21 protein-coding genes and 1 pseudogene are annotated in these 24,464 nt (G+C 70.5%); 8 read left to right on the forward strand and 14 right to left on the reverse strand.

What is annotated here, in order from left to right:
* Nucleotides 1-5: 5 nt before the first annotated feature.
* The 7 genes from ACQPZZ_RS09300 to ACQPZZ_RS09330 all read left to right on the forward strand — a co-directional run bounded on the left by ACQPZZ_RS09300 (nucleotide 6) and on the right by ACQPZZ_RS09330 (nucleotide 7,230).
* Entirely contained in the window at nucleotides 6-284 is a 279-nt protein-coding gene (locus tag ACQPZZ_RS09300) for a sarcosine oxidase subunit delta (protein WP_208761896.1), read from the forward strand.
* Nucleotides 285-313: 29 nt separating this feature from the next.
* A complete protein-coding gene (locus ACQPZZ_RS09305; protein WP_432934320.1) occupies nucleotides 314-3,187 on the forward strand; it encodes a 2Fe-2S iron-sulfur cluster-binding protein in 2,874 nt (957 codons plus the stop codon).
* On the forward strand, nucleotides 3,180-3,809 hold the full coding sequence (locus ACQPZZ_RS09310) for a sarcosine oxidase subunit gamma (protein ID WP_432930758.1): 630 nt from the start codon (nucleotides 3,180-3,182) through the stop codon (nucleotides 3,807-3,809). The genes ACQPZZ_RS09305 and ACQPZZ_RS09310 overlap by 8 nt, the downstream gene beginning before the upstream one ends.
* A gap of 48 nt (nucleotides 3,810-3,857) precedes the next feature.
* The gene (locus ACQPZZ_RS09315; protein WP_432930760.1) at nucleotides 3,858-4,190 is read left to right on the forward strand and encodes a PadR family transcriptional regulator; all 333 of its coding nucleotides are present in this window, start codon (nucleotides 3,858-3,860) and stop codon (nucleotides 4,188-4,190) included.
* Nucleotides 4,187-5,128, forward strand: coding sequence for a hypothetical protein (locus ACQPZZ_RS09320; protein ID WP_432930762.1), 942 nt, complete (start codon nucleotides 4,187-4,189; stop codon nucleotides 5,126-5,128). The genes ACQPZZ_RS09315 and ACQPZZ_RS09320 overlap by 4 nt, the downstream gene beginning before the upstream one ends.
* Before the next feature lie 97 nt (nucleotides 5,129-5,225).
* Nucleotides 5,226-5,642, forward strand: a complete 417-nt coding sequence (gene panD, locus ACQPZZ_RS09325) for an aspartate 1-decarboxylase (RefSeq protein ID WP_363647083.1) — start codon at nucleotides 5,226-5,228, stop codon at nucleotides 5,640-5,642.
* A gap of 253 nt (nucleotides 5,643-5,895) precedes the next feature.
* A complete protein-coding gene (locus ACQPZZ_RS09330) occupies nucleotides 5,896-7,230 on the forward strand; it encodes a hypothetical protein (RefSeq protein WP_432930764.1) in 1,335 nt (444 codons plus the stop codon).
* Nucleotides 7,231-7,276: 46 nt separating this feature from the next.
* Here ACQPZZ_RS09330 and ACQPZZ_RS09335 read toward each other — a convergent pair whose 3' ends face one another.
* From ACQPZZ_RS09335 to ACQPZZ_RS09390, 12 genes and pseudogenes are all read right to left on the reverse strand, one after another.
* Nucleotides 7,277-8,035: a ribonuclease HII gene (locus ACQPZZ_RS09335; RefSeq protein ID WP_432930766.1), complete on the reverse strand. Its 759-nt coding sequence runs from the start codon at nucleotides 8,033-8,035 to the stop codon at nucleotides 7,277-7,279.
* A 94-nt stretch (nucleotides 8,036-8,129) separates the two neighbouring features.
* A complete protein-coding gene (locus tag ACQPZZ_RS09340; RefSeq protein ID WP_432930768.1) occupies nucleotides 8,130-8,708 on the reverse strand; it encodes a hypothetical protein in 579 nt (192 codons plus the stop codon).
* Between the two features lie 240 nt (nucleotides 8,709-8,948).
* Nucleotides 8,949-10,541 carry a cellulose binding domain-containing protein gene (locus ACQPZZ_RS09345; RefSeq protein ID WP_432930770.1) on the reverse strand — a complete coding sequence of 531 codons (1,593 nt, stop codon included), beginning with the start codon at nucleotides 10,539-10,541 and terminating at the stop codon, nucleotides 8,949-8,951.
* 64 nt (nucleotides 10,542-10,605) lie between these two features.
* Nucleotides 10,606-10,824 (reverse strand): cellulose binding domain-containing protein, encoded by a 219-nt coding sequence (locus tag ACQPZZ_RS09350; protein WP_432930772.1) that lies wholly within the window; start codon nucleotides 10,822-10,824, stop codon nucleotides 10,606-10,608.
* A 17-nt stretch (nucleotides 10,825-10,841) separates the two neighbouring features.
* Nucleotides 10,842-10,943 (reverse strand): annotated as a pseudogene (locus ACQPZZ_RS09355) (hypothetical protein); the annotation flags it as partial.
* Nucleotides 10,944-11,009: 66 nt separating this feature from the next.
* Entirely contained in the window at nucleotides 11,010-12,425 is a 1,416-nt protein-coding gene (locus ACQPZZ_RS09360; protein WP_432930774.1) for a cellulose binding domain-containing protein, read from the reverse strand.
* Between the two features lie 64 nt (nucleotides 12,426-12,489).
* Nucleotides 12,490-15,237, reverse strand: coding sequence for a glycoside hydrolase family 9 protein (locus tag ACQPZZ_RS09365; protein ID WP_432930776.1), 2,748 nt, complete (start codon nucleotides 15,235-15,237; stop codon nucleotides 12,490-12,492).
* A 13-nt stretch (nucleotides 15,238-15,250) separates the two neighbouring features.
* A complete protein-coding gene (locus tag ACQPZZ_RS09370) occupies nucleotides 15,251-17,701 on the reverse strand; it encodes a glycoside hydrolase family 9 protein (RefSeq protein WP_432930778.1) in 2,451 nt (816 codons plus the stop codon).
* 349 nt (nucleotides 17,702-18,050) lie between these two features.
* Entirely contained in the window at nucleotides 18,051-18,455 is a 405-nt protein-coding gene (locus ACQPZZ_RS09375; protein WP_432930780.1) for a hypothetical protein, read from the reverse strand.
* Between the two features lie 236 nt (nucleotides 18,456-18,691).
* On the reverse strand, nucleotides 18,692-19,129 hold the full coding sequence (locus tag ACQPZZ_RS09380) for a DoxX family protein (protein ID WP_432930782.1): 438 nt from the start codon (nucleotides 19,127-19,129) through the stop codon (nucleotides 18,692-18,694).
* Between the two features lie 550 nt (nucleotides 19,130-19,679).
* On the reverse strand, nucleotides 19,680-20,585 hold the full coding sequence (locus ACQPZZ_RS09385; RefSeq protein WP_432930784.1) for a LysR family transcriptional regulator: 906 nt from the start codon (nucleotides 20,583-20,585) through the stop codon (nucleotides 19,680-19,682).
* 42 nt (nucleotides 20,586-20,627) lie between these two features.
* The gene (locus ACQPZZ_RS09390) at nucleotides 20,628-21,449 is read right to left on the reverse strand and encodes an SAM-dependent methyltransferase (protein WP_432930786.1); all 822 of its coding nucleotides are present in this window, start codon (nucleotides 21,447-21,449) and stop codon (nucleotides 20,628-20,630) included.
* A gap of 92 nt (nucleotides 21,450-21,541) precedes the next feature.
* Here ACQPZZ_RS09390 and ACQPZZ_RS09395 point away from each other — a divergent pair, with 92 nt between their 5' ends.
* On the forward strand, nucleotides 21,542-22,468 hold the full coding sequence (locus ACQPZZ_RS09395; protein ID WP_432930788.1) for a MerR family transcriptional regulator: 927 nt from the start codon (nucleotides 21,542-21,544) through the stop codon (nucleotides 22,466-22,468).
* Nucleotides 22,469-22,574: 106 nt separating this feature from the next.
* Here the strand turns inward: ACQPZZ_RS09395 and ACQPZZ_RS09400 are convergent, their stop codons facing one another.
* Both ACQPZZ_RS09400 and ACQPZZ_RS09405 read right to left on the reverse strand, forming a co-directional pair.
* Nucleotides 22,575-23,567: a methionyl-tRNA formyltransferase gene (locus tag ACQPZZ_RS09400; RefSeq protein ID WP_363647097.1), complete on the reverse strand. Its 993-nt coding sequence runs from the start codon at nucleotides 23,565-23,567 to the stop codon at nucleotides 22,575-22,577.
* Nucleotides 23,564-24,442 (reverse strand): ThiF family adenylyltransferase, encoded by an 879-nt coding sequence (locus ACQPZZ_RS09405; protein WP_363647098.1) that lies wholly within the window; start codon nucleotides 24,440-24,442, stop codon nucleotides 23,564-23,566. Before ACQPZZ_RS09405 ends, ACQPZZ_RS09400 begins: the two co-directional genes overlap by 4 nt.
* Nucleotides 24,443-24,464: the final 22 nt, after the last annotated feature.

Genomic DNA, 24,464 nt, shown 5'->3' on the forward strand with positions numbered 1-24,464 from the left:
GGTACATGCTGCTGATTCCCTGCCCGTGGTGCGGGCCACGGGACGAGGCCGAGTTCCACTACGGGGGGCAGGCCCACGTCGCCTACCCGGAGAACCCGGCGGCCCTCTCCGACGAGGAGTGGGCCCGCTACCTGTTCTTCCGCGACAACCCCAAGGGCCTGTTCGCGGAGCGGTGGAGCCATACCGCCGGGTGCCGCCGCTGGTTCAACGCCGTACGGGACACCGCCACCAACGAGATCCACGCCGTCTACCGGGTGGGCGAGCCACGACCGGTGACCGCATGAGCGAGCGAACCAGCAGGGCCGGCGAGCGAATGAGCGGAGCGCAGCCGTACCGCCGGGAGGGGGCGACGGGGAAGACGCTGCGCTTCCGGTTCGACGGCCGGGACTACGAGGGCCTTGAGGGCGACACGCTGGCCTCGGCGCTGCTGGCCAACGGCGTGCGCGCGGTGGCGAGCAGCATCAAGCTCGGCCGTCCGCGCGGCGTGTACGCCGCGGGCAGCGAGGAGCCGAACGCGCTCGTCCAGATCGAGGAGCCCTTTCCCGAGCCCATGCTCCAGGCGACGACCGTCGAGCTGTACGACGGCCTGGTGGCCACGGGCCTGCCGGGACAGGGCAGGCTGGCCGACCGCCCCGACCCGGCGCGCTACGACGCGGTGCACGCGCACTGCGACGTGCTCGTGGTCGGCGCGGGACCGGCCGGGATCGCCGCCGCGGGCGTGGCCGCGCGGGCCGGCGCCCGGGTGATCCTCGCCGACGAGAGGCCCGAGCCGGGCGGCAGCCTGCTCGGCACGACCGAGACGCTCGACGGCAGGCCGGGCCGTGAGTGGGCGGCCGGGGAGGCCGCCGCGCTGGCCGCCCTGCCGGAGGTGCGGGTGCTGCGCCGCACCACGGTCCTCGGCCACTACGACGACAACTACGTCATCGCGGTGGAGCGCCGGACGAACCACCTGGGCGCCCAGGCGCCCGTCGGCATGGCGCGCGAGCGCGTCTGGCGCGTCCGCGCGAAGCGCGTGGTGCTGGCGACCGGCGGCCACGAGCGGTTCGTCGCGTTCGCCGGGAACGACCTGCCTGGCGTGATGCTGGCCGGTGCGGCCCGCACGTACGCGAACCGCCACCGCGTCCTGCCCGGACGCCGGGCGGTCGTGTTCACCACCAACGACAGCGCGTACGCCGCGGCGCTCGACCTCGACGGCGCCGGCGTCGAGATCGCCGCGATCGCCGACGTACGGCGGGCGCCCGGCGAGGCGTGGGCCGGCCGCTGCGCCGCGCGCGGCATCGAGGTCCTGACCGGCCACGTGGTCACCGCCGCGAAGGGCGAGGGCGAGGTTTCCTCGGTCGAGGTCGCCCTCCGCTCGGAAACACAGGGTGCGGGTGGCGGTGTGCGGGAGATCCCCGCCGACCTGCTGCTCGTGTCGGGCGGCTGGTCGCCGGTGGTGCACCTGTTCAGCCAGGCCGGGGGCACGCTGCGCTACGACGAGGAGCTGGGCGCGTTCACGCCCGGCGAGACCCGCCAGGCGGTCGAGGTTGCCGGGTTCGCCAGGGGTGTCCGTACGCTGCGGGCCTGCCTGGAGGACGGCGCCGAGGCGGGCCGCCGCGCGCTGGCCGCGGCCGGGTTCCCCGTGCCTTCTGACAGCGCCGTGCCGTCCGAGATATCTGTGCCGGCGGCCGAGGAGGAGCCCGCCGCCGCGCCCGCCGAGCACCTGTGGCTCGTCGAGGCCCGCGGAAAGGACGCTGACTACCGCACGCACTTCGTGGACCTGCAGCGGGACGTCACCGTGGGAGAGGTGCTGCGCGCGGTCGGCGCGGGCCTCACTTCGGTGGAGCACGTCAAGCGCTACACCACGGCCGGCACGGCACACGACCAGGGCAAGACGTCCGGGCTGCTGACCAGCGGCATTGTGGCGCACGCGCTCGGTGTCGACGTCGCCGAGCTCGGGACCACGACGTTCCGCGCGCCGTATACGCCGGTCTCGTTCGCCGCGCTGGCGGGCCGCGACCGGGGGCCGCTGCACGACCCGGTGCGCGTCACCGCGATGCACGAGTGGCACGTGGCGCGCGGGGCGCTGTTCGAGAACGTCGGCCAGTGGAAGCGGCCCTGGTACTACCCCCGGCCGGGCGAGGACATGGAGACCGCCGTTCTCAGGGAGTGCGCCGCCGTACGGGAGAACGTGGGCGCGATGGACGCCTCCACACTCGGGAAGATCGACGTGATCGGCCCCGACACGGCCGTGCTCCTCGACCGGCTCTACACGAACATGGTGAGCACGCTCAAGGTCGGCTCGATCCGCTACGGCGTGATGTGCCGCCCCGACGGCATGGTCTTCGACGACGGCACCGTCATCCGGCTGGCGGACGACCACTACCTCGTCACCACGACCACGGGCAACGCGGCGGCCGTGCTCGACTGGATGGAGGAGTGGCTGCAGACCGAGTGGCCGGACCTGCGGGTCCACTGCACCTCGGTGACCGAGCAGTGGGCGACCGTGGCGCTCGCCGGGCCGCGTTCCCGTGAGGTGCTGGCGCGGCTCGCGCCGGGCCTCGCGGTCGGCAACGACAGTTTCCCGTTCATGACCTGGCGGGACGCCGAGGTCGCCGGGATCCCGGCGCGGGTCTGCCGGATCAGCTTCTCGGGGGAACTGGCCTACGAGATCAACGTGTCCTCCTGGTTCGGGCTCGCCCTGTGGGAGGCGGTCATGGCGTCCGGCGAGGTCACGCCGTACGGCACCGAGACCATGCACGTGCTGCGTGCCGAGAAGGGATTCCCGATCGTCGGCCAGGACACCGACGGCACGGTCACCCCGCAGGACCTCGGCATGGAGTGGATCGTCTCGAAGAAGAAGGCCGACTTCGTCGGCAAGCGGTCCTTCGCCCGGGCGGACACCTCCCGGGCCGACCGCAAGCACCTGGTCGGCCTGCTGCCGGAGGACCCCGCCGTGTTGCTGCCCGAGGGCGCCCATCTCGTGGAGACCTCGGAGCTGCCCGAGCCTCCGGTCCCGACGCTCGGCTTCGTCACCTCCAGCTACCGCAGCGCCGCGCTGGGCCGTACGTTCGCGCTCGCGCTGGTGAGCGGCGGGCGCGAGCGGGTCGGCGAACGGCTGTACGCGCCGGTCGGGGCGGACCTGGTGCCCGTCACCGTGACCTCTCACGTCCTGTACGACCCGGAAGGAGCGCGCCGCGATGGCTGAGTCGTTGGCTGAGACCACGGCAGTGCCGACGGCTGAGCGCAGGAGCCCGGCCGCGGCGTTCGCGGCGAGGTTCGAGGCGGCGAGCGCGGGCGGCGGCCTGCGCCTGGCCGAGATCCCCTTCCTGACCCAGATCAACCTCCGGGTGGACCCCAAGAGCCCGGCGGCGGAGCGGATCGGGACGGCGGCCGGGGTGCCACTGCCCGTGGAGCCCGGCACCGCCGCGGGCGGCGGCGGCCTGGAGGTGCTGTGGCTGGGGCCCGACGAGTGGCTGGTGATCGGCCCCGGCGGCGCCGCGCGCGACCTCGTGGACCGGATCGGGGAGGCGGCGGCCGGCGAGCACGTCTCGGTCGTCGACGTGTCGGCCCAGCGCACCGCCTTCGTGGTCGCGGGGGAGCGGGCACGGGACGTGCTGGCCCACGGCTGCGCGCTCGATCTGCACCCCCGGGTGTTCGGCCCGGGCCGGTGCGCCCAGACCATGCTGGCCAGGGCGGGAGCCGTCCTGGTCGCCGGTGAGGACGGCTTCCGCCTGCTGGTGCGCTCGTCCTTCGCCGCGTACGTCGCGGAGTGGCTGCTCGACGCGTCGGTCGAGTACGTCACACCCGGGGAGGCCGCCCCGGCCTGACTCCGCGTGCTCGTTGCCTTATATAGATCATCGATATATATTGATCATATGAGGCAAATGCAGGAGCCCAGCTTCCTGATCCTGACCGCGCTCGCCGCCGGTCCGCAGCACGGGTACGGCGTCATCGCCGACGTGGAACGCGTCTCCGGCGGACAGGTTCGCCTGCGGGCCGGCACCCTGTACGCCGCCATCGACCGCCTCCTGTCGGAAGGTCTCATCGCCGAGGACCGGGAGGAGATTGTGGAGGGCAGGCTGCGGCGCTACTACAGGCTGACCGGCGACGGCGCGGCCAGGCTGGCGGCGGAGGCCGAGCGGATGCACAGGCATGCGACAGCGGCCGTCGCGCGCCTGCGCGTCGCCGGACAGGGAGGCGCGGCATGAGCCCGCTCGAATCCCGGTATCGGCGACTCCTGGCCTGCTACCCGCGCGATCACCTCGCCCGGCACGAGGAGGAGATGATCGGCGTGCTCATGGCCGGGACCCGTCCCGGGCAGACCCGGCCGCACCCGGCGGACGTCGCCGATCTGCTGTGGGGCGCCCTGCGCGTGCACGTCCGGCGGGCCTTCGGCCCGATCTCCGTGCCCGCGTGGCGGGACGGTCTGGCGCTCGCCGTGGCACTGTGGCCGTTCCTGATGCTGGCCGACGCGCTGGCGACCGAGCTGTTGACCACGAGCCGGGCGGTGCACACCGTGGGCGTCCCGGTGCTGGCGCAGTCGGTCACGATCCGTTTTCTGGCCGAGGACATCGCGGCCGCGGCTCTGCCCGCGCTGGCCGTCCGGCTCGGCCACCGGTGGATCGCCGCGCTCGGCGCGGTCGCGTTCGTGCTGTACCAGGCCGCCCACCCGCACCTGCTGGCTCCGGGCACGCTGTTGCTGCCGAACCATGCTTTCGTCCTGCTGGCGAAGGTGGCGGCGATCGCCATCGCCTTCGTTCCCGCGGCGCACCGTGCGATCACCCGCATCCCCCGGCGTGCCTTGCTCGTGTGGGGACTGCTCGCACTGGCAGGGCTGACCGCCGCCAAGGCTCTCGTGCGCTGGGTGGATGTGACCGTCTATCAGGACGTCGTGGCCTGGAAACCCGTGCCGTGGCTGGTCGTGGTAGCGCTGGCGGCGGGGTACGCGTGCCGCTCGGCCGTCGGACGGCGGGCAGCGCTGTGCCTGTTCGTGCCCGCGGCGGCCCTCGGCGACCTGGGTGATCTGCCCTTCGTGCCCACCTCCACCGCCCTCGCGCAGATCGGCTGCACGGCCGTGGCCTTCGCCGTCATGGCCGTCGTGGCCGGGCGGCTCCGGCGCCCGGCCGCGGCGGCCACTGGTCGCTGAAGGCCGCCGTCGACGGGCCGAGGTCCTGCCGGTCGGACGTGTGACATACCATCGAGGGCGCTCGTGAGGAGGGCCGTCCGCACCCCGGTGGGAGATCATGTTCCGCACGCTGATGAAGTCGAAGATCCACCGCGCCACCGTCACGCAGGCCGATCTGCACTACGTCGGCTCGGTGACGATCGACGCGGACCTCATGGCCGAGGCCGACCTCGTCGAGGGTGAGAAGGTCGACATCGTCGACATCGACAACGGCAACCGCCTGTCCACGTACGTAATCGAGGGCCCGGCGGGCTCCGGCGTCATCGGCATCAACGGCGCCGCCGCCCGGCTCATCTCGGTCGGCGACCTTGTGATCATCATCGCGTACGCGCTGGTCGCCGAGGAGAAGATCAAGGAGTTGAAGCCCCGAGTCGTCTTCGTCGACCGGGACAACAAGCCGCTCCACGTGGGCTCCGATCCCGCGGCCGTCCCGGACGGCATGGGCCTGATCCCGGGCGACATCGCCCGGCAGTAAGTAGGAAATGCGGCGCATATCTGACATATGCGCAACCAGGGTACGCATTACCGGAAAAAAGAAAAATTAGGTCAGGCTTGGATATCTCGTCCTGATGTCGTCCCGTGTCTATTCATTCGTGAATTCAGACCTTAAGGTGTGGGCACGAGACATCATGTGGAGCCTGATACGGATGTCGTCCGGTCTCACGTAGGCGCCCGGGAGATGTCTCCGCACGGTTCAGCGGCAATGATCCTCCAGCCCTGGGGAGACAATGGTCGACATCAAGAACCTCGTAATTCTCGGCGACAGCATGTCCGACATCGGCAACAAATGGCTGTGGCCCACCGGAGAGCTCGGCCGGCTCTCCCGCGCGATGCGCGTGAACGAAACGGGCCGCTTCAGCGACGGGAAGAACTGGACCGACTTCGTCGTCGAGTGGTCCACCGGCGAGACGCTCATGTGGGGAAACCGCGACCTGGCGATCAGCAAGTCCACCAACTACCGCACTCTGTCGGGCTACTCCGTCCTCGGGGTCGAGTCCTGGGACAGGCCGGTCCAGCCGAAGCCCCCACTGGATCTGGACGAATACCTCCAGATGCTGGAAAACGAGCGGAAGGCCAAGGGGAAGGGTAAGGGCAAGGAGAAGGAGGACGAGGAGGAGGAGAAGAAGGAGAAACTGCCGGAGATCAAATACGTCAACTACGCGATGGGCGGCTCCATCGTCACCACCGACTGGGCGCCCAAGTTCGGAGCCCTCACCTACCTCAGAGGTCAGGTGGAGGACTACATCACGCAACGCGAGATGCTGGGCAAGTCGTTCGGCGGCCCGACGATGCACGTCATCTGGATCGGGCTCAACGACTTCGTGACGGCGCTGCGCCCCGACTACGACCCGGCCAAGACGAAGAGCGTGCCGGGCACGCACGAGTACGAATCGTGGCTGTCATGGAGCACGACCTACCCGAACGATCTCGTGAAGGGCGTCGGAGTCTTTCCGGCCGTGGCGGAGATCCAGTCCCTGGTCGAGCTGATCAACACAGAGCCCGGCGACAAGGGCCGCAAGCCCAGCGTCGCCAGAAGGAATGACAACCACTTCATCCTGATCGACCTGCCGAGCGTCTACAACGCCATCCGGTTCATGGAGGGCCTCGGAGACCCCACGTTCATCTCCCAGGCGCAGTCGATCGAGCCCGTCATCCGGCGCTACAACGACATGCTCGAGAGCCTCGTGGACAAGTGGCCGGACGGGCCGGCCGCGCCCAAGCAGGGGCAGGTCCACCTCGTGCGGATGAGCGCGTGGATGGACTACGTCAGCGCGAACCTGGACGCCTGGAAGCTGTCCAAGAAGGCCCAGGAAAAGGGAGTGCGCCCCTTCTACAACCCGGGCCTCCACCCCGAGCCGGCGCAGGACCCGGTGCCGGCCGACATGCGCAGGCGCATCACGACCAGCGACCTGGCGCACCCGACCGAGGCGGTGTACGCCATCATCGCGCGCTACTTCGTGAGCCGGCTGCTGCAAGAGGGCTACACCCTGGGCAGGCTCGACGAGGACACCTGGCCCGACCACGCGCCCTTCAAGAACCTGCCCTTCGACGTGAAGACGTGACGCCCAGCGCCGGGACTACTCGTTGTGAACGCCGACGGGACGGGCGTCACAGGAGGGTCATCTGGCCGGAGCCGGCGAGCGGGTCGCGGTGCTTGCGCAGATGCCGCCACTGAGGGAGATCGTCCAGGTAGGACCACGACAGCCGGTGGTGCGGCGTCGGCCCCAGCTCCGCGAGGGCCGACTGGTGGACGGGCGAGGGGTAGCCCGCGTTGGCGGCGAAGCCGTACGCGGGGTGCTCCTCGCCGATCTCCGCCATCAGCCGGTCACGGTGCACCTTGGCCAGCACCGACGCGGCGGCCACCGACACCGAGCGCTGGTCGGCCTTGACCTCGCACCGCACCCGCCACGGCCGCCCGAGGAAGTCGTGCGCGCCGTCGAGGAGCACCACGTCGGGCCGCAGCGGCAGGGCCTCCAGTGCGCGGCACGCGGCGCGGTGCAGGGCCTCGGTCATGCCGGCCTCGTCGATTTCCTCCGGGCTCGACTCGCCGTACGCGTGACAGGCGAGCCAGCCCGGCAGAATTGCGGCGAACGCCTCCCGCTGGGCCGGGCCGAGCAGTTTCGAATCGGTCAGCCGGACCGTGCGCTCCCCGCGGCCCGGCAGCTCGGGCGGCGGGCCGAAGGCGGTGACGGCCGCGCAGACGACGACCGGCCCGGCCCAGGCGCCGCGTCCGACCTCGTCCACGCCCGCGACGTGGACCGCACCGGCGGCGCGCAGCTCGTCCTCGATCTCGTAACCCGCGGCCCGCCGTGGCGGGACGGCAGGCGCGGGCTCGAGGGGGTCAAGGCCGGGCAGCGCGTCGGTCATCCCGCCATCATCCCAGGCAACCACGAGATCCGGAGCAACCGCAGCCACGGTGGTCAGGCGGACGAAGGGATGGTTCTCTCCTGTGACATCGAACTCACCGCCGAGGCCATGCTCCCCTGGGAACGCGGTAAAGAACACGCGGCGTCGCGAACCAGTCATGGTCGAGAAAACGGCCTGTGACCCGTCCCGCGCAGATGAGGTACATCTCCACCTCCTCCTGGAAGTCGGTGTAGGTGTGGGCGTCCAGATCGCGTACGTATTCCTGAAACCCTTCCGTCCCCACTGTGCCCATGTACTCCCCGTCCTGGTAATAGGTGATTGCCTCATCGCCTATCTCGCCCAGCTCGGCCATATGCCAATATTCGATGATGATCCTTCCTCCCGCACTGGCCTCCTCTCGCAATGTGAAAGCGCCGCCCAGGGTGAGCGCGACAGACCAGCCCGGCGAGTGCGCCCCGATCCACACCAGGCTGTCCTGTCCGCGATCTTGAGCCAGGCGGCATGCCCTGTCGAGATCACAAGGAATTCCGGAGCTTGGTTCCGCGCGGAAGCGCCGAACGACTTCTTCCACGTCCTCCGTGTCGATCCAGGCCGCATCGAAGCAGGCGTTCAAGCCGTACTCGTCCAGGAGGTCCCACTGACTCTCCAGGGGCAGTGCCCGCGTCATGTCCATCGGCCTGCTCCTTTGACTTCTTCCAGGCATGGTGTGGAAGCGATCACACAATCACCTCCACATTGCAGGTTTGTACTGGTTCCGTCCTGCCGCCCGACCAGAATGCACCCCGACGGCGTCCTGCCACGCGGAGACGTCCTGCTCCTTTCGTCATCCGTTGATGACGGTGCGGGAGGGTGGTGTCGCGGCCACCGGCGGCCCGGCGCGTCCCGGAGGGCGCGGGCGGGCCGCCGGGGACGGTCAGGAAATCGTGCAGGTGTGGCCGTTGAGGGTGAAGGCGGTCGGGGAGGGGTTGCCGGCCGACTGTTTGCCGTTGAAGCCGATGTAGAACGACTGGCCGGGCTTGATGGTCTTGTCCCAGACGAGGTTCTCGGCGGTGACGTCCCTGCCGGTCTGCGTCCACTTGGCGTTGAAGCCGGAGGCGACCTGCTGGGTGGTGAGCGGGAAGGAGAAGGCCAGCTTCCATCCGTCGATGTCGGTGCTGCCGGTGTTGGTCAGCTTCACGTTGGCGTTGAAGGCGCTGGGCCAGGTCTGGGTGCTGTAGGAGACGTCGCAGTAAGGAGCCGGGGGCAATGCCTGCGCGACGGCCGCATAGGGCGCAGAGGGGGCGCTCAGGTTGCCGGCGGTGTCGCGGGCGACGACCTGGAAGGTGTACGAGTGACCGCCTTCGAGGCCGGTGACGATGTCGCGGGGGGTGGCGTTCTCACCCTCGTAGGCGTAGCCGTGGTCGGTCTGCCGGAACAGGTCGTAACGGGGCGGGACGCCGCTGTTGTCGCTGACCGTGTTCCATGCCAGGGCGATCCCGTTGGGCACGGAGATGCCGCCCATGACGGTCAGCCCGGTCGGTGTGCCGGGCGGAGTGGTGTCGGTCCCGGTCCCGGGGCTCGGGCTGGCGGCGGGCGGCTCGACCATCGCGCGCTGGCGGACCAGGTCGGAGGGCGCGCTGAGGTTGCCCGCGGCGTCCTTCGCCACGACGTAGAACAGGTAGTCGCGTCCGGGGGTGAGGTCGCCCACGACCGCGACGACGGTGTCGCCGGAGGGGGAGAAGCTTGGGTTCACGCGGGTGAAGGCGCCGTCGATCCAGACGTACACGTCGTACCCGGAGACTGCGACGTTGTCGGTGGACTTCGTCCAGGTAAGACCGGCCGCGCCGTTGACGTAGGCGGAGTACGGCTGCACGCCTTCGGGACGCGTGGGCGGGGTCTGGTCGGGTGTCGGCGAAGGGCTGGGGGACGCCGTTCCGGTGTAGACCGTCGCGACCGCGGTGTACTCGGCCGACGGCGGGCTCGCGTTCCCCGCCGCGTCCTTGGCGATGACCCGGAACGTGTAGCTCTGCCCGCTGACGAGAGATCCAATCGAGACGCCGGTGTAGGTGGTGCTCTGAATCGTGACGAACGCGCCGTCCTGCTTCATCTGCACGTCGTAGCTCACGACGCCCACGTCGTCGAGCGCGCGGCCCCAGCACAGCGGTACGGCGGCTTTGGGGGTGGGGAAGGTGGGGGTGGTCTTGGGGCTGGGGAGGAGGGAGCTCGGGCTGGCTTTGGGGGTGGGGAAGGTGGGGGTGGTCTTGGGGCTGGGGAGGAGGGAGCTCGGGCTGGCTTTGGGAGTGGGGAAGGTGGGGGTGGTCTTGGGACTGGGAAGGAGCGAGCTCGGGCTCGACTGGGGCGTGGGCACCGGGGGCGGGCAGATCGAGATCCACGGCGGGGCCGTGGGTGCGGTGGTGTCCGCGGGTTCGGCCCGCGCCACGCGGGCGGCCGCGGGTGTCGCCGCCGCGGCGAGCGCGAGCCCTGCACTCAGGAGGGCGGCGGCGGTACGGAGACCGTTGACGTGCATGTGATTCACCTTCCTATTGGGTGGCGCGGCGCATCGGCGCACGCCGGGCCGTTCGTGAGAGGGATCACGAGCAGGTGGTGCCGTTCAGAGTGAAGGCGGTCGGCGCGGGGTCGCCTTCCGTCTGGAGGGCGTCGAAGCCCATGTAGATCGACTGGCCGGGCTTGAGGACCTTGTTCCAGGAGAAGCTCTCGGCGGTGACGTCGCTGCCGGTCTGCGTCCACTTGGCGCTGAAGCCGCTGGTGATTCGCTGGTGGCGAGCGGAAAGGAGAAGGCCGGCTTCCATCCGTCGATGGCGGTCGTTCCGGTGTTGGTGAGCGTCACCTCGGCCAGGAAGCTGCCGGGCCAGGCATGCGTGCCGGCGGTGCGCAGCGCGACGATCGTACGAAGACTGTGCAGGGGCATGTCGTCCACCTCTCGTACGGGGCGGCCCGGCGCGTCCGCGTAGGACGGCCGGGCCGCGGGTCGACGTTATGAGCAGGTGGTGCCGTTGAGAAGGAAGACGGGCGGCGGGAAGTTGGCGCCGGTGTAGGTGCCCTGGAAGCCGATCTGGGTGGACTGGCCGGGGTTGATGGTCTTGTTCCAGTCGAGGTTGACGGCGGTGACGTTCGCTCCGGTCTGGGTCCAGGTGGCCGACCAGCCGGGCGGGGTGATCTTCTGGGTGCCGGGGAAGGCGAACTTCAGGGTCCAGCCGTTGATCGCGGTGGCGCCGGTGTTGGTGATCGTGACGGTCGTGGTGAACCCGCCGCCCCAGGTAATGGGCGCGTACGTCACCTTGCATGCGTTGACGGGGGACGGGCTGGGCGAGGACGTTCCCCCGGGCTGCGCGACGGCGGTGTACGGAGCGGAGGGGTTGCTGAGGTTGCCGGCGGTGTCGCGGGCCACGACCTGGAAGGTGTACGACTTACCGCCTTCGAGGCCGGTGACGATGTCGCGGGGGGTCACGTTCTCGCCCTCGTAGGCGTAGCCGTGGTCGGTCCGCCGGAACAGGTCATAACGGGGCGGGACGCCGCTGTTGTCGGAGACGGTGTTCCAGGACAGGAAGATCCCGCCGGGTATGGGCAGGCCGCCGTCGGCGCTCAGACCGGTCGGTGTTCCGGGCGGAGTGGTGTCGGTCCCGGGGCTCGGGCTGGCGGTGGGAGGCTCGACCATGGCCCGCTGGCGGACCAGGTCGGAGGGCGCGCTGAGGTGGCCCGCCGCGTCCTTCGCCACCACGTAGAACAGGTAGTCGCGCCCGGGGGTGAGGTCGCCCACGATCGCGAGGACCTTGTCGTCGGTCTGTGCGGAGACCTCGGCCGGCACCCGGGTGAAGGCGCCGTCGATCCAGGCGTACACGTCGTAGCCGGAGACTGCGACGTCGTCGGTGGACTTCGTCCAGGTCAGGCCCGCGGCGCCGTCGACGTGGACGCTGTAGGGCCCCAGCCCCTCGGGACGGGTCGGCGGGGTCCGGTCGATCGGGGACGGGCTGGGCGGAGGACTCGACGGGGGCATGCCGCTGAGATGGTTCGCACTCGCCGTCAGCTCGTTGGACGGCGGGCCCGCGTTCCCCGCCGCGTCCCTGGCGACGATCCGGAACGTGTACGACTGCCCGAGGGTGAGTCCGCTGACGATGGAACCCGTGCCGGTCGTCGTACGGACGGCCGTGAAAACGCCGTCCTGCTTGATCTGGACGTCGTAGCCGGTCACGCCGACGTCGTCGGTCGCGGCGCCCCAGCACAGCGACACGCCGACGCCGAGACCCGACCCGGGCGCGGCGGGCAGCGGGCAGTTGAACAGTGTTCCCGGAGCGCCGGGCGGGGTGGTGTCCGCGGCGGCCGCGGTGGTCGCGGCGAGCGCGAGGCCGGCGCCCAGGATCGCGGCGACCGGTCGAAGACCCTTAACGGGCATGTGGTTCACCTTTCCGATTGGGGCGGCCCGCCGCGCCGGAGGACGCGCCGGGCCGTCGGCGGGATCAGGAGCAGGTGGTGCCGTTGAGGGTGAAGGCGGCGGGCTTGGGGTTGGCGCCGGTGTAGGTGCCCTGGAAGCCGATCTGGGTGGACTGGCCGGGGTTGATGGTGCGGTTCCAGTCGAGGTTGACGGCGGTGACGTTGGTTCCGGTCTGGGTCCAGGTGGCCGACCAGCCGGGTGGGCTGATCTTCTGGGTGCCGGGGAAGGCGAACTTCAGGGTCCAGCCGTTGATCGCGGTGGTGCCGGTGTTGGTGATCGTGACGGTCGTGGTGAACCCGCCGCCCCAGTCGTTGGCCGCGTACGTCACCGTGCACCCGCCGTTCGGCGAGGAAGACGGCGACACCGCGGGCGACGGGGACGGGCTGGGAGACGGGGACGGGCTGGGCGAGGGGCTGGATGTCGGCAGCCCGGTCTGGGCGGTCGCGGTGAGCGTGGCCGAGGGCTGGCTGGTGTTGCCCGCGGCGTCCCGCGCCACGACGTAGAAGGTGTAGCTCGTGCCGGCGACCAGTCTCTCCGCGACGTATAGGGGCGTGGTCGATGAGCCGATCTTGACGAAGCCCGTGCCCTGCTTCATATACACGTCATAGCCCGTGACTCCGACGTCGTCGGTCGAGGCCGTCCAGCACATCGGCACCGCGTTCGCGAAGTCGGCGCCGCAGACCCACAGTCCGGTGGGCGTGCTCGGCGGCGTGGTGTCCACCGGAGACGGCGAGGATGACGGCGAGGGGCTGGGGGAGGGTGATGGGCTGGGGGAGGGTGATGGGCTGGGGGACGGCGAGGGGCTGGCCGTGCCCTCCGGCGGGGTGCCCCAGACCAGCGTGTTCCCGTCGTACACCGGCACGTGAGAGGCAGCTGACGCCGACCAGTCGTTGGCCGGGTCCCAGGTCGCGCCGTTCGGCACCGAGATCCGCAGCTGCGTGCCCCGCTTGTAGAGCTGGGCGTCGCCGGGGTAGATCGGCTTGCCCGTGCAGTCCACCTCGGCGTAGTAGGTGCGGTCCCCGGCGGACGTCGGCCCGCTGACCGCGCAGCCGTTGCTGTCGCCGCCGGTGACCTTCACCTGGGAGATCGAGGTGGCGCCGTCGAGCGTGAAGTAGTAACGCGCCTTGCCGGCCTGCAGGACGCGCGGCGGCCAGTTCGACGTGTTGGTGATCGTGACGGTCATGGACGTGCCGTCCGCGCCGGTGTAGACGTTGCCGGTCTCGGCGCGGATCTCCTGGTACTTCTCCTCCGGCGCGGGGAAGTCCGCCACCGGCGTCCCGCCGTACTCCTTTGCGAACCGCGCGAGCACGTTGGTGATGCCGGAGTTGTAGTCGATGGCCACCTCGTTGCGGACGTAGTCCGTGCGGCTGTCGGTGTAGGCGTCGGTCTGGTCCGGGCCGCCGGCGAGCGCGCCGTACAGGACGTGCAGATTCGGTCCGGTGGTGTCGCTCATGTAGCCGAGGTACTGGCCGCTGGCCGCGCGGTGGTGGACGTGCGTCGGCGGGTTGGAGCCGAAGCCGACCATGTAGCTGGAGTGGCGGGGATTGTCCCCGAGCGCGTAGTCGACCTGCCGCTTCGCGAAGTCGTGATAGCGGGCGTAGAGCGGGTCGTCAGGCCCGAGGTGGTCGGCGTAGACCAGGGCCACCCAGGCGGTGTTCAACGCCATGCGCAGCGAGGCCCAGTTGAAGATGTACGCCAGGCCGCCTGGGGTGACCGGTCCCTTCTTGCCCTTGTATCCGGCCGTCCAGTAGTCGAGGTACCGCCGGACGTCGTCGGCGTACTTCTGCTCTCCGGTGAGCGTCGCCATCAGGGCGTAGACGCCGTACTCCTTGTCGTTCCACCCCAGCCCGAAGGTGTACGCGGGCACGGTGGTGCCGCCCGCGCCCTGGCCCACGTCGGGCTCGCCGCCCATCTTCGGGTAGAACTCGCGGGCCTTGTCCAGGTAGCTTCCCGTGCCGGTGGCCCGGTAGAGCCACACGGCCGCCCAGGCCAGCTCGTCCCAGTACATCTTGGTCGCGCCCGGGTGGTCGGCGGCGCCCTCCCAGGTGGAGTTGTAGTAGCCGGAGATGCCCGGCACGCAACTCGTGTACGCCGTGTCCTGGCCGTTCGTGCCCTTGGTCGTGTCGGCGAACGTGAACAGCTGCTTGGCGTGGGTCAGCAGCGTGTCCGCGTACGCCGCGTCGGTCTGCCGGAAGGCCATGGCCGAGGCCGCCATCGCGGCGGCCGTCTCCGCGACGACGTCGGTGCCCTTGCAGGTCGGCGTGATCTTGTAGACGGGCCGCGCCATGCCCTTGATGTCGATCACCTCGGGCGGACCCCAGTACGCGTGGTCCACACTGCCGTCGCCCACCTGGACGTACAACGTCTCCGGTTCGGGGTGGGCGGCGATCAGGTAGTCGGTGGCCCATTTCAGGTTGTTCAGCATCGGCGTGAGCTGCGTGCCGTACCCGGACCGGTTCTCGACCAGTCCCCACGCCAGCATCGTCGTGGTGAACGCCATCGGGAAGCCGAACTTGACGTGGTCGCCCGCGTCGTACCAGCCGCCGGACAGGTCCACACCGGCCGTCTTGCCGTCGTTCAGCGTGCGGTCGCCGCGCCATTCGACGCGGCTCCAGCCGGGCTTCCTGCCCGACTGCTGCGCCTCGTAGAAGTAGATCGACTTCTGCAGGGCCTCGGTGTAGTTGTACGACCCCGCGGCCTGCGCGGGCGTGGAGCCGGGCACGAGCAGGGCGGCCAGCACCGCGGCCACCCCGCCCAGGGACAGCAGTCTCATCGGAGGCCTCATCTCAGGAGCAGGTGGTGCCGTTGAGGGTGAAGGCGGCGGGCTTGGGGTTGGCGCCGGTGTAGGTGCCCTGGAAGCCGATCTGGGTGGACTGGCCGGGGTTGATGGTGCGGTTCCAGTCGAGGTTGACGGCGGTGACGTTGGTTCCGGTCTGGGTCCAGGTGGCCGACCAGCCGGGTGGGCTGATCTTCTGGGTGCCGGGGAAGGCGAACTTCAGGGTCCAGCCGTTGATCGCGGTGGTGCCGGTGTTGGCGATCGTGACGGTCGCGGTGAACCCGCCGCCCCAGTCGTTGGCCGCGTACGTCACCGTGCACCCGCCGTTCGGCGAGGAAGACGGCGACACCGCGGGCGACGGGGACGGGCTGGGCGACGGGGACGGGCTGGGTGAGGGGGACGGCGAGGCGGACGGGGACGCCGACGGGGACGCCGACGGGGACGCCGAGGGGGAGATCGACGGCGAGACACCGGGCGAGGGCTCGGCGCCGGGCGCCGTGCCCCAGATGAGACGGCCGTCGTTGCCGTACAGGGTCATGTGGTCGGCGCCCTTGGCCGACCAGTCGTTGGAGGGGTCCCACGTCGCGCCGTCGGCCACGCCGATGCGGAGCTGCACCTCGCGGCGGAACTCGGACTGGCCGCCGGGGAAGATGAGCGTCCCGGTGCAGTCGACCTCGGCGTAGTAGGTGCGCCCCTCCAGCAGGTGCGGCCCGGTGGGCTGCTTGCACTGCGTGTAGGACGTGCTCACCGTGACCTGGCTCGCCGTCGTCGAGCCGTCGAGCGTGAAGTAGTAGCGGAACTTCGCCTTGTCGAGCACGGTCGCCGGCCAGGCCGACTTGTTGATCACGAAGGTCTTGGCCGCCGTCTCCCTGGTCGTGTGGGTGATGGTCGGCTCCAGGTAGAACTCGGGGCCGTCGGGGGTCTCTCGCGGCAGCGTGGCCAGGGGCGAGCCGCCGTACGTGCCGTAGAGGACGGCGAGCGAGCTGGTGATCCCGGAGTTGAAGTCGAGCGCGACCTCGTTCTTGACGTAGTCGCCGCGGCTGTCGGTGTAGGCGTCGGCGCCGTCCGGGCCGCCGACCAGCGCGCCGTACAGGATGTGCCTGCTGACGGCGGGCTCGCCGTCAGGGCCGGCGTTGGTCCAGGAGCCGTGCGCGCCGCGGTGGTGCGGGTTGCGCGGCGGGTTGGTCCCGAAGCCGATCATGTAGCTGGAATGACGGGGATTATCGCCCAGCGCGTAGTCGACCTGCCGTTTGCCGAAGTCGTGGTAGCGCGCGTAGAGCGGGTCGCCCGAGCCGAGGAAGTCGGCGTACCTCATCGCGACGAAGGCGGTGTTGGCGGCCATGCGCAGCGACGCCCAGTAGAAGATGTAGGCCAGGCCACCCGGGGTGATCGTGCCCTTCTTGCCCTTGTATCCGACGGTCCAGTAGTCGAGGTAGCGCTGGACGTCGTTCTTGTACTTCTGCTCGCCGGTCAGCTCGGCCATCTGCTCGTAGACGGCGTACTGCTTGTCGTTCCAGCCGAAGCCGAAGTTGAAGACCGGCACCTGCTGCCCGTTGCTGCCCGGGTCCTCCTGGGTGCCCATCTTCGGGTAGAACTCGCGCGCCCGGTCGAGGTAGCTCGCGGTGCCGGTGGCCCGGTAGAGCCAGACGGAGGCCCAGGCCAGCTCGTCCCAGTACATCTTCGTGGCGCCCTCGACCTGGCCGCCCTCGCCGGTGGAGTTGTAGAAGCCCTGCGCCGCGCTGACGCAGTTGACGTACGCCGTGTCGCGGCCGTTCGTGCCCTTGGTCGTGTCGGCGAACGTGAACAGCTGCTTGGCGTGGGTGAGCAGCGTGTCGGCGTACGACGGGTCGGTCTGCCGGAAGACGACGGACGAGGCCGCCATCGCGGCGGCGGTCTCGGCCGCGACGTCGGTGCCCGGGCACGACGCGGTGATCTTGTACACCGGCCGTTTGTGGCCCTTGGCCTCGACGGTTTCCGGCGCCCCCCAGTAGGAATGGTCCTCGCCGCCGTCGCCGACCTGGACGTACAGGACGTTCGGCTCTGGATGGGCGTGGATGAAGTAGTCGTTCGACTGCCGCAGCGTGTTCAGCAGATAGGGCAACTGGCCCGAGCGTTCGTAGGACGCCCGGTAGTCCGCGCCGCCCCAGGCCAGGGTGGTGGTCATGGCCGCCATCGGGAAGCCGAACTTGATGTGGTCGCCCGCGTCGTAGAAGCCGCCCGACAGGTCCACCCCGGCGGACTTCCCGTCGTTGACGGTCGAGTCGGCCCGCCAGGTCACCCGGTTGGTGGACGGCAGGTGGCCCGACTCCTGCGCCTCGTAGAACAGGAACGACTTCTGCAGCGCCTCGCCGTAGTTGAAGCTCGCTGCCGAGACGGGGGTGGAAGTCGAGGTGACGGCCAGCAGGGCGCCGGCCAGTGCCGCCGCCGTGCTCGCGCTCAGCAGCCGTCGCGGTAGTCGCATCACGTGCCCCTCGGATAGGACGACGGACCGGCCCCGGCTGTGCGGTGCCGGCCCGGAAACGGGCGGGACGATCTCGGGAGGGCTCCCGCCCGGATGGTGCGTACGCGAGGTGGCGCGATCCAAGCACGCTCCGGTCACGGAGCCGTACGCCCAGGTCAGGGCGGCCGGGGGCACGTCGCGGAGCTGAAACTTTCAGTTCGGCGCGGTGTTCGGAGCGCCGGCATGAGCGGACCCGCCGGGGCCTCCGGCGACGACCAGGGTCACCACGGGCAGCGCCGTCCTGCCGAGCGGACGGCGCGGATGAGTTTCGGATTGTGTGCCATCGCAACCGTCCATCGTCTCGTCGAAGTCAGTTCCCGGACGTGGGCGGACGCGTCAGTTCACGTGCACGGTGCAGCAGCGCCGCCCGGCGGGCGTGGGCGAGCACGGCCAGCACCAGTGCGGTCGTCACGAACAGCCCTCCGACCGCCAGTACCGGGCCGAGACCGGTGCCGCGCCGGACTGCCGGCGTGGCCAGGACCGCGGTGGTGGCGAGTGAGGAGGCCAGGGCGATCCACGCGGCGACCACCCGGTCGGTGGCGAACAGCGGCACCCGGCACATGAGCAGCCATCCGCCGTAGCCCGCCCAGGCCAGGCAGGCCACGATGAGAAGGGCGAACACCACCTGCGTGCCGCCGGGCAGCGGACCGGGCTCGCCTCTCCACAGGGCGGTCATGAACGCCGTGCCGGAAAGACCGGACAGCAGCGACGTCACCGCCCGGACGCGCCTGGCGCGGGACAGCGCCGAGTTGGGCGCGCACCACCAGTAGCTCGTCGTTCATCTCGTCCTCCCGTCACCATGCACAGTCGGACGAGGGGCCGATCAGGTTCACGTCGGCACGCGTGGGACCTGCCTCCGGCGATGAGGCAGGTCCCGGCCGCGAGGCGGCACACGCGCGGGTCGTGCCGAACCCGGCGCTCGAGTTCGCCCTACGGGCGGCGGCGTGGTGGCTATGCCGGCGCGGGCGCGTACGTCTCGACCTCGTGGTGGCGCATGCGGTGGATCAGCGTGTCCAGAGCCCAGGCACCGGGCCCGAAGACCGCGATGAGGAAGAACGACCAGCAGAACATGGCCGCCGCCTCACCGCCGTTCTGGATCGGGAACAGGTTCTGCGGCGCGTGGACCGTGAAGTACGCGTACGCCATCGAGCCCGAGCAGAGCAGTGCGCTGACGCGGGTGAGCAGCCCGACGAGGACGAGCGTCCCGAAGATCAGCTGGATGGCCGCCGCCCACCAGCCCGGCCACGTGCCGAACGCCATGGCCTGGCCGGTTCCGCGGCTGCCGCCCAGCACACCGAAGATCGTCGCCGCTCCGTGGCAGACGAACAGCAGCCCCGTCACGATGCGGAAGAGCGAGAGGACTGGTCCGCGGATCTGGTCCGTTTTCATATGATCACCTTCTTGTCGTGCCTGCCGGGCAGGCCGCGCCGCGTACGCGGGTGCGAACCGCCGGCCGATGAGAACGCGCCGGAAAATCCGGATCCGGCGGAAGGGAAACGGAAAACTCTGGCCGTCGCCTATTCGAAGTCAGGGCATGGTAAATCGGCCGTCATTTCCATGGTTCCGTGGCTCACATTGTCGGCGAATTGGACGCCCGACGGCAGGAGGCCGCGCGGGCATGCGGGCAAAAGACCCAGAAGTGCTGGTCAAAGCCTCAAATGAGCAGCGTCTTCGCTGTTGGCTTCGACGGTTCGCCGGTGAACCATGCGTGCCGGCCTCGCTTATTCGGCGGTGAATACGCGGGGCGGCGTACAACCAAGAATGCTCATGGCGGCGCTCATAGTCAAGTGTTCAAGTAATTCTCTGTCAGCTAATCAGACATCGCGTCGGCAAACGAGTGGCGACGCACCGGCCACCTGCCGCTTTTCCCCGGTCGCGGAGTGTCCCGCCCCGGGGACCGCGTGAAACTTTCTCGCAGATCACCGTGGGGAGCCCGCGGCTACCTCGTCCACAGGCACTCCTGTGCCGTCCGCACCAGTGCCATCAAGGCCGTCGATCCGGGCGAGAGCCGTTCGTCCCGCCACGCGAGCGCGTACGTCAGGTGGAGGTCGCCCGCGTCGAGGGGGACGAAGGCGACATCGTCCCTGCGTACGGACGTCACGACCAGGGAGGGAGTGGGCAGCAGGCCGACGCCGGCCGCGACCAGGTCGAGCGCGGCGGCGAAGTCGTCGATCTCGTCGGCCACCACGTGCTGCCGGTGCGGACCGACGCGGGCGGCGAGCCGCGCCCACATCCCGCCGGGCGGGCGCTCGCGCGGCACCAGGACGCGGTGCCGCGCCAGCCGCTCGGGCTGCAGGCGGGGCAGACCGGCGAGCGGGTCACCGGCCGGTACGGCCAGATGGCCGACCGGCACGTGGAAACGGGCGGCGGTGGTCAGCTCCCGCGGAAAGGGCGCGGCGAGGATGGCCGCGGCCACCTCGCCGCCGGCGAGGGCCGCCAGGGCGGCGGCCCGGCCGGCCGGGCGCAGCCGCACCTCGGCCGGGGGATCTCTGTGCGCCATCCGGCGGGCGATCCGTGCGGCGAGGCCGCCGGCCGGCGGAGGATAGGCCAGGCGGACAGCGGCGCCCTCCGGCGCGGCGAGCCGCCTCGCCTCGGCCGAGAAGGCGGCCGCGGACTCCAGCAACGCCTCGGCGTACGGCAGCAGCGCCGTGCCGGCCGGCGACAGGCGGACCTCCCGGCTGGTCCGCTCGAAAAGGCGGACCCCGAGCGTGCGCTCGAGACGGCCGACGGCCTGGCTCGCGGCGGGCTGGGAGACGCCCAGCTCGGCGGCGGCGCGGGAGAAACTGAGATGCCGGGCGACGACGGCGAAACAGCCGATGTCACGCAGCGGCGGGCCGGAGTCCACGCTCCAGTATGGGGAGATCGGAGGGCCGGGCCGCGACGGAGGTCAGGGCTTGCGGGCGACGCCGCACAGCGCGTCGACCTCCGGCGCCTCCCCGAACGTGCTGGGTTCGAGCCGCCACCGCGACACCGACACCACTCCCGGCTCCAGCAGCGTGAGACCGTCGAAGAAGCGCGCGATCTGCTCGGGCGTCCGCAGCCGGTAGGGGTCGCCTCCCTCGGCGCGGATGCGCTCGGCCTCGTCGGCCGCCTCCGGCAGGACGACCTTCGTGCCGTCCTCGAACACCAGATGACTGCCGGACGGCAGGGCGTCCAGGAGGTGACGCACGATCCCGTACGCCTCCTCGTCGTCGAGCACCTGGCCCATGATCCCCAGCAGCATGAGCGCCACGGGCTCGCCGAAGTCGAGCGTCTTCGACGCGGCTTCCAGGATCTTGTCCGGCTCGCGCACGTCGGCCTCGATGTAGTCGGTCACGCCGGGCGGGCTGCTGGTCAGCAGGGCGTTGGCGTGCACCAGCACCAGGGGGTCGTTGTCGACGTACACGATCCGGGACTCCGGCGCCACCCGCTGGGCCACCTGGTGGGTGTTGTCGGCGGTCGGCAGGCCGGTGCCGATGTCGAGGAACTGCCGGATGCCCTCCGCGCCCGCCAGGTGCCGTACGGCCCGGCCGAGGAAGCCGCGCGACTGCCGGGCGATGTCGACGATGCCGGGGTACGCCTCCCGGATCTGGGCGCCGAGCTCGCGGTCGACCGTGAAGTGGTCCTTGCCGCCCAGGAAGTAGTTCCAGATGCGTGCCGAGTGCGGCACGCTCGTGTCGAGCTTGGGACGGTGCTCCTCGCCGAACCCGTCCGCCGACCCTTCGCCCACCCGGTCCTCCTGCCGTCGCGATGATCGTTACATACGATAGGCCGATTCCGGGGCTTGAGTCTCCAGCCGCTGGACGGTCCAGACTCGGGGCCATGGACGACGAGGGGCTGTTCACCATCGGGTGGCTCTCCCGCCGCACCGCGATGCCGGTGCGCACGATCCGCTACTGGTCGGATGTCGGCGCGTTGCCGCCGGCCGGGCGGAGCGAGGGAGGCTACCGCCTCTACGACGCGGGCGCCGTGGCCAGGCTCGAGCTCATCAAGACGCTGCGGGAACTCGGCCTCGGCCTCGACGACGTACGCCGGGTGCTTGAGCGGAGGGCCACCCTGGCCGAGGTCGCCGCCGTCCACGTGGACGCACTGGACGCGCAGATCCGCACCCTGCGGCTGCGGCGCGCGGTGCTCAGCACCGTCGCGAGGCGGCGGTCCGGCACGGAGGAGATGAAACGGTTGCACGATCTGGCACGGTTGTCCGCCGAGGAGCGGCGGCGCATCATCGAGGACTTCGTCGACGAGGTGTTCGGCGGCCTGGACGCCGACCCGGAGCTCGGGAACCGGATGCGGCACACCGAGGCCGGCCTGCCCGACGACCCCACGCCCGAGCAGGTGGACGCCTGGGTGGAGCTCGCCGGGCTCGTACGCGACCCGGGCTTCCGGCGGCGCATGCGCGACATGGTGGAGCACAACAGCCGCGGCCGGGCGGGCCAGGAGCGCGGCCGGGCGGGTCAGGAGCCGGGGGCCTTCGCCTGGTTCGCCAAGAAGGTCGTCTGGCAGGTGGGCCGGGCGCGGGAGGACGGCGTGCGCCCGGACTCGCCCGAGGCCGCCGAGGTCGTCACCCGCCTGCTCGGCGACATGGACGCCGCGGGCCGGGCGGCCGTCAGGGAGCGCCTGGAGGCCGGCCTGTTCGCCGAGGCCGAGCGCTACCGCCATCTCATGGCCGTCATCAACGGCCGGGAGCCCAAGCCGTCCCACGCGGACGATTTCGCCTGGCTGCTCGAGGCTCTCCGCGCCCGTCCCTGACGCCCGCGCCGCCCGGCCACCGTCGCGGCGGCCGGCCCTCGCACGACGCGGGCGCAGGCCTTCTCCGGTGGCCGGGCCCGTCCCGGCCACCGGACGGGGGATCGCCTCACCTGCCGCCGGAGGCCACCGCCTGGGCCAGCCGGCCGGACCACACCCGCGCGGACGGCGCGGCGTGCCCGTCGGCGACGCGCTCGGAGGGCTGGGGATGCCAGCTCAGGGACAGCAACTGGATCCACGCGTCCGCGCAGGCCACCATCAGCCCGTGCCGCACGTCGGACCGTACGGTGCCGGGGTCGGCCAGGGGGCCCGGCTGCTCGTCGTGCGGCAGCACCCGCGCCTCGTGCGCCCGGGCCCCTGATTCTCCCGAGATCAGGGCCCCCGGCTGTGGACTGCAGGCGCGGACGACCCGCATGACCTCTTCGGCCGGCCGCGTCCAGTCGATCGCCGTGTCCTCCGGGCGGGGCTTGGAGAAGTAACTGCGCGAGCGCAGGTCCTGCGGGGTGGCCGACAGGTCCGCGGCGACCAGGCGGGGGACCACCTCGTGGAGCAGTCGCCGCGACTCCGCGAACAGGATGTCCCGGATCTGCCCGGAGGTCTGCGTGCCCGTCAGGCGTACGGGCCGCTGCGCGAGCACCGGGCCGTCGTCGATGCCGGGCGTGGTGATCAACGCGGTCACCCCGGAGTCGCGTTCGCCGTTGCGGGCCATCCAGAAGAACGGCGACAGACCGGCGTACCTGGGCAGCGGGCTGGGGTGGAAGTTGACCACCGCGTGCCGTGGCACGGCCAGCACCGGCTCACGCAGGATCTGCTGGAAGTTCGCGATCAGCAGGTAGTCGGGGGACAGGTCCCGCAGCGCGGCGACCGTCTCCGCGTCGTTGACGCTCCGCGGGCGCAGCACCGGCACCCCCGCCCGCGCCGCCTGCTCGGCGAGGTCCACCGGATCGGGTTCGCCGAGGTAGTAGCTGCACAGCGTGCCCGGCGGCCGGGTCAGCAGGCCGGCCACCTCGACGTCCGGACGGGTCAGCAGGTCCGTGAGGAAGGGAGCGCCGAACTTCGAGTTGGCCTCCGAGAGCAGGACGATTCTCGTCGGCCGCGTCATCGGGCCCACCACGCGCGCTCGACGATCTCGGCCTTCCAGGTGAGCGAGTCGAAGACCGCGTACCCGGGCTGGGGCGGCAGAGGTGTGCGGCCGGGGATGTCCATGATCTCCTGGGCCAGCCGCTCCACCAGGATGCCCTCCGCCAGCGGCGGGCAGGCGCCGAAGATCGGCATGCGCTGCATCTCGACGAACCACGAGTCGAGCATCGCCTTGTCCGGGAACGGCGGCATCTCCGGGATGATCCGCTCCATCAGCCGCCGGGAGACCTCGTCGGTGATCGGAGTGTCCTCCGGCAGGTCGTAGACCTGCTCGATCGGCATGGAATCCTTTGTGTACGTGAACACGTACACCTTGTGGGAGACCGTCGGAATCTTGAACATGAACCGGCAGCGGTCACTCGCCCGGAACGCGCGATGGAGTGCGTACCGGTTTCTCACCTGGTAGAACTCCATCTGGTCCATGACGTAGTCGCAGCCGTCCATGAAGGATTCGGCGGTTTCCGGGGTGATTCCCTGCGGATAGACGTCGATGTTCACGTCCTTGGTGAGGTCGAACGCCATTTCGGCGACGACCTCCGCCTTGTTGCGCCCCACGTTCTCCAGGGACGCGCCGAGCTGCCGCTGGATGTTGCTGATGTCGAACTCGTCGGGATCGGCCAGCTTGAGATTGCGTGCGCCCATACGCACCAGCCGCGTGGCGACCGCGCCGCCGATGCCGCCGGTTCCGACGATGCCGATGACCGCGTCTCTGAGCCTCTCCTGCCTGGCCCGCTGCTCCTCGGGCGTGTTACCGAGCCAGCCGAGGTTGCGGTCGACCCTTTCCCAGTAAAGTTTGTCGTCGTATTCTCCGCGATACCGAGTCACGTTTACCGACATGATGATTGCTCACCTCGCTGTC

Source organism: Microbispora sp. CA-135349, assembly GCF_050947365.1.
In the GTDB taxonomy this organism is placed as follows: Bacteria; Actinomycetota; Actinomycetes; order Streptosporangiales; family Streptosporangiaceae; genus Microbispora.